13 protein-coding genes are annotated in these 13,636 nt (G+C 64.2%); 6 read left to right on the top strand and 7 right to left on the bottom strand.

Going from position 1 to position 13,636, the window contains the following annotated elements:
- Nucleotides 1-85 precede the first annotated feature (85 nt).
- The 5 genes from U5A67_RS09660 to U5A67_RS09640 all read right to left on the bottom strand — a co-directional run bounded on the left by U5A67_RS09660 (nt 86) and on the right by U5A67_RS09640 (nt 6,682).
- Complete coding sequence (locus U5A67_RS09660) at nt 86-1,303, bottom strand: ABC transporter substrate-binding protein (RefSeq protein WP_205983176.1); 1,218 nt, start codon at nt 1,301-1,303, stop codon at nt 86-88.
- 130 nt (nt 1,304-1,433) lie between these two features.
- Nucleotides 1,434-2,210 carry an ABC transporter ATP-binding protein gene (locus tag U5A67_RS09655; RefSeq protein WP_321813826.1) on the bottom strand — a complete coding sequence of 259 codons (777 nt, stop codon included), beginning with the start codon at nt 2,208-2,210 and terminating at the stop codon, nt 1,434-1,436.
- On the bottom strand, nt 2,207-2,986 hold the full coding sequence (locus U5A67_RS09650) for an ABC transporter ATP-binding protein (protein WP_205983174.1): 780 nt from the start codon (nt 2,984-2,986) through the stop codon (nt 2,207-2,209). Before U5A67_RS09650 ends, U5A67_RS09655 begins: the two co-directional genes overlap by 4 nt.
- A 429-nt stretch (nt 2,987-3,415) precedes the next feature.
- On the bottom strand, nt 3,416-5,137 hold the full coding sequence (locus tag U5A67_RS09645) for a GMC family oxidoreductase (protein WP_321813825.1): 1,722 nt from the start codon (nt 5,135-5,137) through the stop codon (nt 3,416-3,418).
- Nucleotides 5,138-5,149: 12 nt separating this feature from the next.
- Complete coding sequence (locus U5A67_RS09640; RefSeq protein WP_321813824.1) at nt 5,150-6,682, bottom strand: CoA-acylating methylmalonate-semialdehyde dehydrogenase; 1,533 nt, start codon at nt 6,680-6,682, stop codon at nt 5,150-5,152.
- A gap of 153 nt (nt 6,683-6,835) precedes the next feature.
- On the opposite strand from U5A67_RS09640, the gene U5A67_RS09635 reads away from it, so the two are divergent.
- Together U5A67_RS09635 and U5A67_RS09630 are read left to right on the top strand one after the other, a co-directional pair.
- A complete protein-coding gene (locus tag U5A67_RS09635; protein WP_321813823.1) occupies nt 6,836-7,723 on the top strand; it encodes a LysR family transcriptional regulator in 888 nt (295 codons plus the stop codon).
- Between the two features lie 253 nt (nt 7,724-7,976).
- Nucleotides 7,977-8,504, top strand: a complete 528-nt coding sequence (locus U5A67_RS09630) for a class IV adenylate cyclase (RefSeq protein WP_205983170.1) — start codon at nt 7,977-7,979, stop codon at nt 8,502-8,504.
- A gap of 35 nt (nt 8,505-8,539) precedes the next feature.
- On the opposite strand, the gene U5A67_RS09625 is transcribed toward U5A67_RS09630, so the two are convergent.
- On the bottom strand, nt 8,540-9,031 hold the full coding sequence (locus U5A67_RS09625) for an Lrp/AsnC family transcriptional regulator (RefSeq protein WP_027815978.1): 492 nt from the start codon (nt 9,029-9,031) through the stop codon (nt 8,540-8,542).
- Nucleotides 9,032-9,173: 142 nt separating this feature from the next.
- Between U5A67_RS09625 and phhA the strand changes: the two genes are divergently transcribed.
- Together phhA and U5A67_RS09615 are read left to right on the top strand one after the other, a co-directional pair.
- Entirely contained in the window at nt 9,174-10,070 is an 897-nt protein-coding gene (gene phhA, locus U5A67_RS09620; RefSeq protein WP_321813822.1) for a phenylalanine 4-monooxygenase, read from the top strand.
- A gap of 206 nt (nt 10,071-10,276) precedes the next feature.
- Complete coding sequence (locus tag U5A67_RS09615; protein ID WP_321813886.1) at nt 10,277-10,582, top strand: 4a-hydroxytetrahydrobiopterin dehydratase; 306 nt, start codon at nt 10,277-10,279, stop codon at nt 10,580-10,582.
- 174 nt (nt 10,583-10,756) lie between these two features.
- Here U5A67_RS09615 and U5A67_RS09610 read toward each other — a convergent pair whose 3' ends face one another.
- Nucleotides 10,757-10,987: a DUF3717 domain-containing protein gene (locus U5A67_RS09610; protein WP_205983168.1), complete on the bottom strand. Its 231-nt coding sequence runs from the start codon at nt 10,985-10,987 to the stop codon at nt 10,757-10,759.
- A 132-nt stretch (nt 10,988-11,119) separates the two neighbouring features.
- Between U5A67_RS09610 and U5A67_RS09605 the strand changes: the two genes are divergently transcribed.
- Both U5A67_RS09605 and U5A67_RS09600 read left to right on the top strand, forming a co-directional pair.
- Complete coding sequence (locus U5A67_RS09605) at nt 11,120-11,806, top strand: response regulator transcription factor (RefSeq protein ID WP_027815974.1); 687 nt, start codon at nt 11,120-11,122, stop codon at nt 11,804-11,806.
- A gap of 191 nt (nt 11,807-11,997) precedes the next feature.
- The gene (locus U5A67_RS09600; RefSeq protein ID WP_321813821.1) at nt 11,998-13,548 is read left to right on the top strand and encodes a sensor histidine kinase; all 1,551 of its coding nucleotides are present in this window, start codon (nt 11,998-12,000) and stop codon (nt 13,546-13,548) included.
- Nucleotides 13,549-13,636 lie beyond the last annotated feature (88 nt).

Raw genomic sequence — 13,636 nt, 5'->3', positions numbered from 1 at the left:
CGGCGCCTGGCGCGTACAACCGCACCGGACGCCGCATGCCCTCTTCCCGTCACGCGTGCGCGCTCAGTGCGCGCTCAATGCGCGCCTACTTCCACAACGCGCACTTCGATTCCGCCTTCGACGTGTAAGCCTGTTCGCCCGGAATCGTCTGCACGACCTTGTAAAGATCCCACGGTCCCTTCGATTCCGAAGGCTTCTTCACTTCGACCAGATACATGTCGTGGATCAGCACGCCGTCCTGGCGGATATAGCCGTTGCTCGTATAGAAGTCGTTGATCTTCGTCTTCTTGAGCTGCGCCATGACCTTGTCGGAATCCGTCGAGCCAACCGCCTGCACCGCCTTCAGGTAGTTCATCACCACCGAGTAATCGGCGGCCTGAAGCTCGGACGGCATCTTCTTGTTCTGCTCGTAGTAGCGCTGCGCCCACTTGCGCGTCGCGTCGTTCTGGTCCCAGTACCAGCCGCTCGTCAGCACGAGGCCCTGCGTGGTCTCCAGTCCGAGGCTCTTCACGTCGGGCAGGAACATCAGCAGCGCGGCGATCTTCATCGTCTTTGTGATGCCGAATTCCTTGGACGCCTTGATCGCGTTGACCGAGTCGCCGCCCGCATTGGCGAGGCCGAGCACCTGCGCTTTCGACGCCTGCGCCTGCAGCAGGAACGACGAAAAATCCGAAGCCGAAAGCGGATGGCGCACTTCGCCCAGCACCTGGCCGCCGTTGGCCTTCACCACATCCGCCGTGTTCTTTTCGAGCGACTTGCCGAACGCGTAGTCGGCGGTCAGGAAGAACCACGACTTGCCGCCCTGCTTGAGCACCGCGAGGCCCGTGCCCTTGGCGAGCGCGACCGTGTCGTAACCGTAGTGGATCGTGTACGGTGTGCATTGCTCGTTGGTCAGCGCGTCGGTGCCCGCGCCCGTGTTGAAGTAGACCCGCTTCTTCTCCTGCGCGACCTGGTTCATGGCCAGCGCAGTCGCCGAATTGGTGCCGCCGAGCAGCATGTCGATGCCATCGCGATCCATCCATTCGCGCGCCTTCGACGCGGCGATATCGGCCTTGTTCTGGTGATCGGCGTACATGATTTCGATCGGCTTGCCGTTCACCTTGCCGCCGAAATCGGCGATTGCCATCTTGATGGCGGCGAGACCGCCCTGGCCGTCGTCGTCCGCGTAAAGCCCCGACATATCCGTGATGAAGCCGATCTTCACCGCGTCGTTCGCGGCCTGCGCAGTCCCCGCGCAGAGCGCCGTAGCAGCCGCCGTGGCGGCAACGTAAGCCGCGAGCCGCGCGAACGTGGTCTTCTTCATTGCTGTCTCCTTCACTGGTTGCGTTGTGATGCAGCGTTGTTATTCAGGCAAGGCAAAACAGGACAAAACGACACGACTCGCGCGGACCGGGTTCGACAACCCCACTCCGCGCGCGATACGAATGCGCAAACTAGACACCGAGCAGATCGTGCAGCACGGGCATCTTGCCCTCGAGCTCGGCGATACCGAAACGCTCGACGATGCGCCCGTGCTCCATCACATAGAAGCGGTCGGCGAGCGGCGCCGCGAAGCGGAAGTTCTGCTCGACCATCACGACGGTGTAGCCGCGCGACTTGAGCGTGACGATCATGCGCGCGAGCGTCTGCACGATGACGGGCGCGAGGCCCTCGGAAATCTCGTCGAGCAGCAGCAGATTCGCGCCGGTGCGCAGAATGCGCGCGACGGCCAGCATCTGCTGCTCGCCGCCGGACAGGCGCGTGCCCTGGCTATGGCGGCGCTCCGCGAGGTTGGGGAACATCGAATAAATCTCGTCGAGCGACATGCCTTGCTCGCCGCTTTTCCCACCGCCTTTCACACCGATGGCGGGCGGCAGCAGCAGGTTTTCTTCGCACGACAGACTCGAAAAAATGCCGCGCTCTTCCGGGCAATAACCCACACCGCAATGCGCGATGCGATAGGTCGGCATCTGGATGGTTTCGCGCGCACCGATGCGGATCGAACCCGTGCGCCGGCCCGTCAAGCCCATGATGGCGCGCAGCGTGGTCGTGCGGCCCGCACCGTTGCGGCCGAGCAGCGTGACGACCTCGCCGCGCTTCACGGAGAGATCGACGCCATGCAGGATGTGCGATTCGCCATACCACGCCTGCAGGCCCGCGATTTCCAGCGCGCTCTCGCCCGCGCCCGCCGCGCTGTCCTGCTCACCGTGCTGCTCCGTCACCGTGCTCATGCGTGCGCTCCCGCGAGCGCAGCGTCCGCACTGCCCATATAGGCTTCGGCCACGAGCGGATTCTTCGACACTTCGGCGTAGCTGCCTTCGGCCAGCACTTCGCCGCGTTGCAGAACCGTGATGGTGTCGGAGATGCCCGCGATCACATTCATGTTGTGCTCGACCATCAGGATCGTGCGGCCCGTCGATACCTTCTTGATCAGCGCCGTCACGCGGTCCACGTCTTCGTGACCCATGCCTTGCGTCGGTTCGTCGAGCAGCATCAGTTCCGGCTCCATCGCCAGCGTGGTGGCGATTTCTAGCGCGCGCTTGCGCCCATATGCAAGCTCGACGGTCGGCACATCGGCGAAATCGGTGAGGCCCACCTGGGTGAGCAGATCCATCGCGCGGTCGTTGAGTTCGGCCAGCGAGCGCTCGCTTTTCCAGAAGTGATACGCGGTGCCCAGTTGCCGTTGCAGGCCAATGCGCACGTTCTGCAACGCGGTCAAATGCGGAAACACCGCCGAAATCTGGAACGAGCGAATGATGCCGCGCCGCGCAATCTGCGCGGGCCGCTCGCTGGTGATGTCGATGCCGTTGAAGACGATGCGCCCGGCGCTCGGCACGAGAAATTTAGTCAGGAGATTGAAGCAAGTGGTCTTGCCCGCGCCATTCGGTCCAATGAGCGCGTGAATCGAACCGCGGCACACGCGCAGGTTCACGCCGTTCACGGCCGTGAAGCCCTTGAACTGTTTCGTGAGGCCGCGCGTCTCCAGAATCGTGTCGCCGAGAATCATGTTCCCTTCCACGCGAAGTAGGCTGATGCTTCGACTGGCTTCGATGGGTTCGTGCGTGCCGGATCAAGTGGGTCTAGCCGAATCGGGCCGCGCACGACGATGCATGACGCGCCATGTTCCGGCGCCTGCCTCCCCCGCTTTTGTCATTCCGCGCCATTGTCTCGCCATTGATGCAGCGCAATCATTGGGATTTGCACTTACGGGTGAGCGTCAAGTTTCATGGAATCGCTGCGCGCCATTTAGCGCAACAATTAACCGACGATATCAGCACGATGACAGCACGTTAGAAACATCAGATCGATGAAGCCGACGCACGAAAGCGCACGCGCCGCAGTCGCGGCGCGTGTCCTGGATAGTGGTCCGAAACAACGGCTTTGCTGCGCGTCGTTTTGCGGGCATCGCCGCAAGACGCGCAGTTAAGCGGGTGCTTCACGCCACGGGTGCGGATGCAGCCAACTCCGTGCGCACGGTGGTCGATAGTCCCGCGCGGCGGTCTTCGCGCATCATCTGCGCCGCGCGTTCGGCGATCATCAGCGTCGGCGAATTGGTGTTGCCCGACGTGATAAACGGCATCACCGAGGCGTCCACCACGCGCAGCCCTTCCACGCCGCGCACGCGCAGACGCGCATCGACCACGGCGTCGGCGTCGTCGGTGCGGCCCATGCGGCAGGTGCCCACCGGATGGAAGATCGTTGTGCCGACATTGCCCGCCGCCTCGCGCAGCTCTTCCTCGCTCTGATACGCCACGCCCGGCAAAATCTCCTGCGGCTGGTAACGCGCAAGCGCGGGCGACGCCGCGATCCGGCGCGTCAGACGCAGCGCATTGGCGGCCACGCGCAGATCGTGATCGGTCGAGAGATAGTTCGGCGCGATGGCGGGCGCGTCCTCGGCACGCGCGGAAACCGCGTGAATGCCGCCACGCGACGTGGGCCGCAGATTGCACACCGAAGCCGTGAACGCATTGAAGCGATGCAAGGGCTCGCCAAAGCGATCGAGCGAAAGCGGCTGCACGTGATACTGCAGATCGGGCCGCGTGAGCGCCAGGTCGTTCACATCCGACTTCGCGAACGCACCCAGTTGCGAAGGCGCCATCGACATCGGGCCGCTTTGCAGCAGCGCGTATTCCATGCCGATCATCAGCTTGCCCCACCAATGCGCCGACGCCGTGTTGAGCGTGCGCACGCCGTTCACGCGAAACGCCATGCGCAGCTGCAGATGGTCCTGCAGGTTTTCGCCCACGCCGCGCAGATCGTTCACCACCTCCACGCCCAGTTGCGCAAGGCGCGCCGCATCGCCGATGCCCGAACGCTCCAGCAATGGCGGCGAATTCACCGCGCCCGCGCTCAGAATCACTTCGCAGCGCGCGCGGGCGCGATACGCCACATCGCCTGCGGACTGCGCCCGGTAATCCACGCCGACGCAGCGTTTGCCTTCGAAGATCACGCGCTCGGTCAGCGCGCCCGTCACGACGGTGAGATTGGGCCGCTTCATCGCCGCGCGCAAAAACGCCTTCGACGCATTCCAGCGCACGCCGCGCCGCTGGTTCACATCGAAATAGCCAACGCCTTCGTTATTGCCGCGATTGAAATCGCTGGTCGCGGGAATGCCCTGCTCCTGCGCGGCCTGCGCGAAGGTTTCGAGAATCTGCCATTTGAGGCGCTGCTTTTCCACGCGCCATTCGCCGCCCGCGCCGTGGAATTCGCTCGCGCCGCCGTGGTAATCCTCGCTGCGTTTGAAGACCGGCAGCACCGAATCCCACGACCAGCCCGAATCGCCCGTCACGCGCGCCCAGTTGTCGTAGTCCTCGCGCTGGCCGCGCATATAGATCATGCCGTTGATCGACGACGATCCGCCCAGCACGCGCCCGCGCGGATACGACAGCGCACGCCCGTTGAGGCCTTTTTCCCCGGCGGTTTTATACAGCCAGTCCGTGCGCGGATTGCCGATGCAGTAGAGATAGCCGACCGGAATGTGAATCCAGTGATAGTCGTCCTTGCCGCCCGCTTCGATCAGCAGCACGGACACGTCCGCGTCCTGCGTGAGGCGATTGGCGAGCACGCAGCCCGCCGTGCCCGCACCGACGATCACATAATCGAATTCACCTGCGGTTTTACGAAGCTCGCGCTTTGCGAAGTCATGAGTCGCTGACATGACGTGCCTCGCTTACTTCGCCACCGGCATGGTGAATTCGGCGCCCTTGGCGATGCTGTCCGGCCAGCGCTGCATGATGCTCTTGTAACGCGTGTAGAAGCGCACGCCCTCTTCGCCATACGCGTGGTGATCGCCGAACAGCGAACGCTTCCAGCCGCCGAACGAATGCCACGCCATCGGCACCGGAATCGGCACGTTGATGCCCACCATGCCCACCTTGATCTGCCGCGAGAACGCGCGCGCCACGCCGCCGTCCGAGGTGAAACACGCCACGCCGTTGGCGAATTCGTGCGCGTTGATCAGCTCGACCGCACTCGCGAAATCCGGCACGCGCACGACCGACAGCACCGGCCCGAAAATCTCTTCGCGATAGATCGACATATCGGTTTTCACCTCGTCGAACAGCGTGCCGCCGAGGAAGAAACCGTTCTCGCGCCCGGCAACCGTGTGACCGCGCCCATCGACCACGAGCTTCGCGCCCGAGGCGATGCCCGCGTCGATATAACCCTGCACTTTCGCGCGATGCGCCGCGGTCACGAGCGGCCCCATTTCCGAGGCCTCGTTCATGCCGTCGCCGATATTGAGCGACTTCACGCGCGGCGTGAGGCGCTCGATCAGTTCATCGGCGATATGGCCCACGGCCACCGCCACCGAGATCGCCATGCAGCGCTCGCCCGCCGATCCATAGGCCGCGCCGATCAGCGCATCGACGGCCTGATCGAGATCGGCATCGGGCATCACCACGAGATGATTCTTCGCGCCGCCCAGCGCCTGCACGCGCTTGCCGTGTTTCGTGCCTTCCGTGTAGATGTATTCGGCGATCGGCGTGGAGCCGACAAACGACAGCGCGGTGATGTCCGGGTGCGCGAGCAGTGCGTCCACCGCGACCTTGTCGCCGTGCACGACGTTGAACACGCCATCGGGCAAGCCCGCTTCCTTGAGCAGTTCCGCAAGCCGCAGCGACGCCGACGGATCGCGCTCCGAAGGCTTCAGCACAAAGGTATTGCCGCAGGCGAGCGCGACCGGAAACATCCAGCACGGCACCATCATCGGAAAGTTGAAAGGCGTCACGCCCGCCACCACGCCCAGCGGCTGGCGCAGATTCCAGTTGTCGATGCCGCCGCCGATCTGGTCGGTGAAATCGGTCTTGAGCAGGTTCGGAATGCCGCACGCGAATTCGACGATTTCGATGCCGCGCATCACCTCGCCTTTCGCATCCGAGAACACCTTGCCGTGCTCGCGCGTGACGAGTTCGGCCAGTTCGTCGTGGTGACGGTCGAGCAATTCCTTGAACTTGAACAGGATGCGCGCGCGCTTGATGGGCGGCGTTTCGCTCCAGGCGGGAAAGGCAGCGTGGGCGGCGGCCACGGCGGCATCGACTTCGGCGACGCTTGCCAGCGGCACGCGTGCGCTGACGGCGCCAGTGGCGGGATTGAAGACGTCGGCATAACGGCCGCTGCTGGATTCCCGTGCGCGGCCGTCGACGAAATGCGGCAGTTGCACCACGGCGCGCGCAGGCGCCTCGCTACGTTCTGTCTCGCTCATGTCTGCCTCTTCGATGGAGGTTTATCGATTGGATGGCGCGCAGGGCGCGCTTCTGCGCGTGACGCGCAGACCGGCTTTAGCGTAATCGCACGACACTGCGCCGATCCAATGATTAATCCTCAACAGCGATATAAGGCGCGTTAATATCAGCGCATGGACCTGACCTTGTTGCGGGCGTTCGTCACGGTCGCGCGCGAAGGCAATCTCACGCGCGCCGCCACGCATCTGCATCTCACGCAGCCCGCCGTGAGTCTGCAGATCAAGCATCTGCAGGAAACGCTGGGCGTGACGCTGTTCACGCGCACCTCGCACGGTCTTGCGCTCACGCGCGACGGCCAGGCGCTGCTGCCGCACGCCGAACGCGCGCTGGCCGCCGCCGGCGACGTGCAGCGGGCCGCTGCTGCGCTGCGTCATGAAGTGCGCGGCAAGCTGCGCATCGGCACGATTCTCGATCCGGCGTTTTTACGGCTCGGCGGCTTTTTGCGGCAGCTCGTGGAGACCTGGCCGCAGATCGAAACGGCGCTGCGGCATGGCATGTCGGGCTGGGTGCTCGACCAGGTGCGCGCGGGCGAACTGGACGTGGGCTACTACATCGGCCAGCCCGGCCCGGATGCCGAGACCTTTCACACGCTCACGCTCACGCATTTTCAATATCGCGTGCTCGCGCCCGCAGGCTGGAAAGATCGCGTGAAAGGCGCGCACGACTGGCGCGCGCTCGCGGCCTTGCCGTGGATCTGGACGCCGCCGGCATCCGCGCATAACCGGCTGCTGTCCGGCCTGTTCGAAGCGGCGGGCGCGAAGCCCAACAAGGTGGCGGAAGTGGATCAGGAGCCGTCGATGCTCGATCTCGTGAAATCAGGCGTGGGTCTGACGCTCGCGCGCGACGCCACGGCCATTGCCGAAGCGCACGCTCACGCGCTCACCATCGTCGATGGCGTGACGGTGCCCACCGAGCTCACCTTCATCACGCGCGCGGATCGTCGCGACGAACCCACCATCGGCGCAGCGCTCAAGGCCATCGAAACACAGTGGACGATATGAGCCGTACTCATGAACATGCGGCGGGATCGGTGGCGGATTCGGCAGCGTTAAAAGCAACTAACGTCTGATCTTATCCGCGCAGCATGCGCGATCGACGGCTCTGTCATCGGCTGTAACAGCGCGGTCACGCAAGTTTTGCTAGATTCGGAATTCGCGCCGTGATTTTCGATGCTCCCTGATTGGCTCAATGAGGAAGCGATGCGGCGCGTCCCGAGCCTCGCCCATCGTTCCCTCGTTCCAACAGGAGCCTTGCATGGCCCGCAACATCGAAATCAAAGCCCGTGCCCGTCAATTCGACGCCCTGCGCGAGCGCGCCGCCCAGCTCGCACCCGATGCGCCGCTGATCTTTCGCCAGCAGGACTTCTTCTACGACGTGCCGCGCGGCCGCCTGAAGCTGCGTCAATTCGACGACGGCACGCCGCCCGAACTGATCTTCTACCAGCGCGACGACCGCGACGGCCCCAAGGCCTCGTACTACACGCGCAGCCCCGTCACCAACGCCGAAGCGATGCACTCGCTGCTCGCCACCGCGCTCACCACGCGCGGCATCGTCTCGAAGGAGCGCCACGTCTACACGGCGGGCCGCACGCGCATCCATCTGGACCGCGTGGACGGCCTGGGCGATTTCGTCGAACTGGAAGTGCTGCTCGGCCCCGACGACGACGAGCAAGGCGGCGAAGCGGAAGCCGCAGCGGTGTTCAAGAAGCTCGGCGTGGAGGAAGCCGATCTCGTGGCCGTGGCTTACGTCGATCTGCTCAACACGCCGGCACAGGCGGCCTGATTGGCGCTCATCGTCGCTAACCGGCGCGGCACGCCTTAAAGCGGCGCCGCGCCAGGCTCCAGATGGCCGAGCGGCAGCGGACCATTGCGCTTGAAAGTCGTGAGCACGATGTTCGAGCGCACGCTGTCCACGCCGGGCACGCGCATGAGCTTTTTCATCACGAACGACGACAGCGCGTTCAGATCCGGCGCCACGATCCGCAGCAGATAATCGGCGTCGCCCACCACGGCATGGCATTCGAGCACTTCCGGCAGCACGTCGATCTGCTGCTGGAACTGTTCGATGATCGAATCGCCGTGGTGCTTCAACTTCAGGCTCGTGAACGCCGTGACGCCCAGCCCCAGTTTCTCCGGCCGCAGCACGACGCGATAACCGTCGATCACGCCCGACGCCTCCAGCCGCTGCAAACGCCGGCCGATCTGCGAAGGCGAAAGCGGCACCTGTTCGCCCAGTTGCTGATGGGTGGCGCGGCCAAAGCGCTGCAATACGTCAAGCAGCGCGAGATCGAAGTGATCGAGTTCGAGCATGAAAATATCCTGCATTGAATAGCTAATCGATGCACGATTATCGCATGACTAGCGCAATCAGCACCCGAAACGCGCACCTTCCGCATGCACTCCGCTCTACACTTTCTCATCGAAAAGTGCTTTTAGTGGAGCGTTCACAAACATGGCCATCGCCGCCACCGCCAAACTGCAGGAACAGTTCGACGCGGGTCTCGAAACCCGCGCGGATTTCACCATCGACCAGCCGCGCGAGCGCTATGGCGCGGTCGATCACGCGGTCTGGGACCAGCTTTACCGGCGGCAAATGGCGCTGCTCGAAGGGCGCGCCTGCGCGGCGTTTATTGAAGGCGCCAAACGCATTGGGCTGGACGTCGCGCAGGTGCCCGATTTCGAGGCCGTGAGCGAGCGCCTGATGGCCGCCACGGGCTGGCGCATCGTCGCCGTGCCGGGTCTCGTGCCCGATCGCATCTTCTTCGAGCATCTGGCCAACCGGCGCTTTCCGGTGACCTGGTGGATGCGCCGTCCCGACCAGCTCGATTATCTGCAGGAACCGGACTGCTTTCACGACCTGTTCGGCCACGTGCCGCTGCTCACCGACCCCGTTTTCGCCGATGCGATCCACGCCTACGGCCGCGCCGCACTCGCGGTGGAAGACCGCGCACTGCCGCTGCTCGCGCGCCTCTACTGGTACACGGTGGAATTCGGCCTGATGCGCGACGCCGACGATCGCTCAAACGTGAAGATCTACGGCGCGGGCATCGTCTCCAGCAAGGGCGAATCGATCTACAGCGTGGAAAGCGCCGCGCCCAACCGGCTCGGCTTCGATCTCGATCGCGTGCTGCGCACGCGCTATCGCATCGACACGTTCCAGAAAACCTACTTCGTGATCGACTCGTTCGCGCAACTGTTCGACGCGCTGGGCGCCGGTATTGCGGCACGCCTGACCGACCCCGCGCCGATCATCGCCTTCGAGCCGCACGCGGCCGGCGACGTGCTGGCCAGCGACACGGTCTACACGCGCGGCACGCGCGAAGGCTGGCTCGCGGACGGCGACGTTTAAGGCCTCGCCGCGCTTGCCTTGCGATCCCGTTTTGCGGCAACGCAATACGTGTGCCCTCCGGCACGCGCCGATTGCCGCAGCGCGCGGGCGCACGCTCGCACGCCCTGGCTATCCGTGGAAGAATCAAAGACGCGCCCGGCACGCTGGCCGATCCCAGCGCCGGACGCGAATCGCATTACGTACACATCGCGCATACAGGTGCCATGATGATCAACCGACTCACCTCCGAAGAGCGCGCCTCGCAGCTCGCACGTCTGCATGGCTGGCAGGCCGTCACCGGCCGCGACGCCATCCAGCGCCATTTCCGTTTCGCCGATTTCAACGAAGCCTTCGGCTTCATGACGCGCGTGGCCATCAAGGCGCAGGAAATGAATCACCATCCCGAGTGGTTCAACGTCTATAACCGCGTGGAAATCACGCTGTCGACGCATGAAGCCGATGGCCTCACGACGCGCGATATCGAACTCGCGAGCTTTATCGATTCGATCGCGCCGGGCCCGCTCGCCACGTAATCGCGGCGCGATAGCTAGTCGAGTACGACGCAGGCGCAACATGAAATGTGTTCATGAAGCGCCGACGCGTAAGCGCAATGGATGGGTCGCGCGTTAGGCAAGGGTGTGCACGGCGCTCAACAGGCAAATACGCTGCAATGAAAGCATAATGCAGGCTATCGGACGTCCAAACCTTCAGCTTTGAAGGCCATTCTTGAGGGACACGTAAGACTCCCAGGCAATGCGTGCCTGAGGGTCTAAACGATCCGGTGAGAAGACGTTCTGACGCTGTACAATCAGCAGCGCATATGGCCTGGAGAGCGCAACTGCCTCCTGGCACAACGCGAGTTCGTCGCCGCTCGAAGGCGAGCGGTCGCGCCAGAAGTTGATCGCGGCTTCGAGTTCGGTGATGGAGATATCGGACATGTTGGTCGTGATCGTGCAACTGTTGCACGCAGCGCCGCCCAGTCGCTGCGCTGCCGTTTCCGTTTCACGAACGAGCGGCGCATTGCGAACTGCGTGCCTGAACGCTAAACCCATTGTACTTGAGCGAAATCCATGCGACTCCTTCTGATCGAAGACGACCGCCCCATCGCACGCGGCATCCAGTCCAGCCTCGAACAAGCCGGCTTCACGGTCGACATGGTCCACGACGGCATCTTCGCCGAACAGGCTCTCACGCAGAACCGTCACGAGCTCGTGATCCTCGACCTCGGCCTGCCGGGCATCGACGGCATGACGCTGCTCTCGCGTTTCCGCCAAAGCAACCGTCATACGCCCGTGATCGTGCTGACCGCGCGCGACGAGCTCAATGACCGTGTGCAAGGCCTCAATTCCGGCGCCGACGACTACATGCTCAAGCCGTTCGAACCGGCCGAACTCGAAGCGCGTATCCGCGCCGTGATGCGCCGCAGCGGCCCGCACGGCGACGTGCCGCGCCCCGAAGTTTCGCTCGGCGGCGTGCGTCTGTCGGGCGTCGATCGCCGCATCTTCAACGACGACAAGCCGCTCGAACTCTCGCCGCGCGAATTCGCCGTGCTCGAAATGCTGCTGCTGCGTCATGGCCGCGTCGTCAGCAAGGCGCAGCTGCAGGACCACCTCACGCACTTCGGCGGCGATCTCGGCGATACCGCGATCGAAGTCTATGTGCACCGCGTGCGCAAGAAGCTCGAAAACTGCCGTGTCGAGATCGTCACGGTGCGCGGCTTCGGCTACCTGCTGCAGGAAATCCGCCAGGCGGCCTGACGCCAGCCTGCCGCCGTGCAAAGCCGGACGGCCTGAATCGCTCAGGACCGTTCGCAGGGCGCCTCGCCATTCCGGGAGGCGCCCTTTTTCCATCCTCTGCCGCGCGAGCCTGCACCCGCGTAAAATGATCCGGGCCTGCGTGGACCGCCTTCGCGCGCCACGCCCACGTCTTTCCTTCGCCCAAACCGATCATGTCCCTACCGGCCGCAACGAGCCTGCGGCGTACGCTGCTGCGGCGCCTCGCCGCCCCACTGTCGCTGCTCGCCTTGATGAGCGGCCTGATCGCCTATTGGCTTGCGTGGCAGTACACGCAGCACGTGGTCGACCGATCGCTCGCCGACCTCGCCACCGCCATCTCCAAACAGATCCAGATCGCCGGTCCCGACGCGCCCGTCACCGTGCCGCCGCTCGCCCAGGCGATGTTCTCCGACCCCGTCGAGCATCTGGTCTATCGCATCAGCAACGGCGAAACCGAAATCGCCGGCGATCACGATCTGCCCCTGCAAGGCACCAACGTGCGCCGCATGCATTACGCGTACGTGTTCGAGACCATTTATCAGGGCGTGAGCGTGCGCGTGGCGCAAGTGCGCGTGCCGCAGCCGCACGGCAATCCGATCGTCGTGGAAGTCGGCCAGCCTGTGCATCACCGCTTTCGTATCGCCGCCGAATTCCTCGTGGCGATCATGATGCCGCTGTTACTGCTGCTGCTCGCGGGCTGGGTGATCGTGTGGCGCGTGGTGAACCAGCAGCTCAACCCGCTGACCGATCTCGCCGATTCGCTCAACCGGCAGACGCACACGTCGCTGGAGCCGGTCGACGAAACCTATGTGCCCGTCGAGATCCGTCCGCTCACGGGCGCGCTCAACGCGCTGCTCGGGCGTCTGAAGACCGCGCTCGAAGGCCAGCGCAAATTTATCGCCGATGCCGCACATCAGCTGCGCACGCCGCTCACGGCTGTGAAGCTGCACGCGGAACAGGCCGTCAACGCGCGCGAGCCGCAGAAGGTCAACGACGCCGTGCGCGAACTGCGCGCCGCCGCCGATCGCGCGGTGCGCCTGTCGAATCAGTTGCTGTCGCTCGCACGCGCGGAACCGGGCGAACAGGCCGCGCGTTTCGTCGATATCGACATGTCTGCGCTTGCCTTCGAAACCGGCGCGGAATGGGTGCCGCGCGCGCTCGCGTGGCATGTCGACCTCGGCTTCCAGCGCCTCGACGATCCCGAGAACGACACGCCGCTGATGGTGCGCGGCAACCCCGTGCTGCTGCATGAGGTGATCGCCAATCTGCTCGATAACGCGCTCAAGTATTTGCCGCCCGCGCGCGCCGATGGCGGCCGCATCACCGTGACGGTTTCGCAAAGCGTGGCCGATGGTGTGCCGATGGCGGAAATCGTCGTCGAGGATAACGGCCGCGGCGTGCCGCAAGGACAGCAAGCCGATCTCTTCAAGCGCTTCTTCCGCGGCGACGGCCAGAGCGAAAGCGGCGTCGATAGCGGCGCGGGTCTGGGCCTGGCGATCGTGCACGACATCATGACCCTGCATCGTGGCAGCGTGCATTACGAAGATGCGCCCGAAGGCGGCGCGCGCTTCATCGTGCGTGTGCCGCTCAACCAGCGTCGCGCCGGCAGCACGAAAACGCTGAGCCCGGACGACGCGCTCGCGCACAAGAGCGCGGCAGCGCACGACGCGCCTGCAGAGACCAGCGAGAAAAAGCCTTCGCATCAGGCGCCGATCGATCTCTGAGCGCATTCAACGCAGCAACAAAAAACATGGGCCGCAATTGCGGCCCATGTGCTTTTCGATCGCGCGACGCCCAAACAACGGCATCGAC

This window comes from Paraburkholderia sp. J69-1, assembly GCF_905220255.1.
Taxonomy (GTDB): domain Bacteria; phylum Pseudomonadota; class Gammaproteobacteria; order Burkholderiales; family Burkholderiaceae; genus Paraburkholderia.
The sequence above is the reverse complement of the archived record's forward strand: the minus strand, read 5'-3'. Positions and strand labels throughout refer to the sequence as shown.

Bases quoted from the DNA above. Each gene is read 5' to 3' on its own strand.
- U5A67_RS09660 (WP_205983176.1), bottom strand. From the start codon at position 1,303: ATGAAGAAGACCACGTTCGCGCGGCTCGCGGCTTACGTTGCCGCCACG.
- U5A67_RS09655 (WP_321813826.1), bottom strand. From the start codon at position 2,210: ATGAGCACGGTGACGGAGCAGCACGGTGAGCAGGACAGCGCGGCGGGC.
- U5A67_RS09650 (WP_205983174.1), bottom strand. From the start codon at position 2,986: ATGATTCTCGGCGACACGATTCTGGAGACGCGCGGCCTCACGAAACAG.
- U5A67_RS09645 (WP_321813825.1), bottom strand. From the start codon at position 5,137: ATGTCAGCGACTCATGACTTCGCAAAGCGCGAGCTTCGTAAAACCGCA.
- U5A67_RS09640 (WP_321813824.1), bottom strand. From the start codon at position 6,682: ATGAGCGAGACAGAACGTAGCGAGGCGCCTGCGCGCGCCGTGGTGCAA.
- U5A67_RS09635 (WP_321813823.1), top strand. From the start codon at position 6,836: ATGGACCTGACCTTGTTGCGGGCGTTCGTCACGGTCGCGCGCGAAGGC.
- U5A67_RS09630 (WP_205983170.1), top strand. From the start codon at position 7,977: ATGGCCCGCAACATCGAAATCAAAGCCCGTGCCCGTCAATTCGACGCC.
- U5A67_RS09625 (WP_027815978.1), bottom strand. From the start codon at position 9,031: ATGCTCGAACTCGATCACTTCGATCTCGCGCTGCTTGACGTATTGCAG.
- phhA (WP_321813822.1), top strand. From the start codon at position 9,174: ATGGCCATCGCCGCCACCGCCAAACTGCAGGAACAGTTCGACGCGGGT.
- U5A67_RS09615 (WP_321813886.1), top strand. From the start codon at position 10,277: ATGATCAACCGACTCACCTCCGAAGAGCGCGCCTCGCAGCTCGCACGT.
- U5A67_RS09610 (WP_205983168.1), bottom strand. From the start codon at position 10,987: ATGTCCGATATCTCCATCACCGAACTCGAAGCCGCGATCAACTTCTGG.
- U5A67_RS09605 (WP_027815974.1), top strand. From the start codon at position 11,120: ATGCGACTCCTTCTGATCGAAGACGACCGCCCCATCGCACGCGGCATC.
- U5A67_RS09600 (WP_321813821.1), top strand. From the start codon at position 11,998: ATGTCCCTACCGGCCGCAACGAGCCTGCGGCGTACGCTGCTGCGGCGC.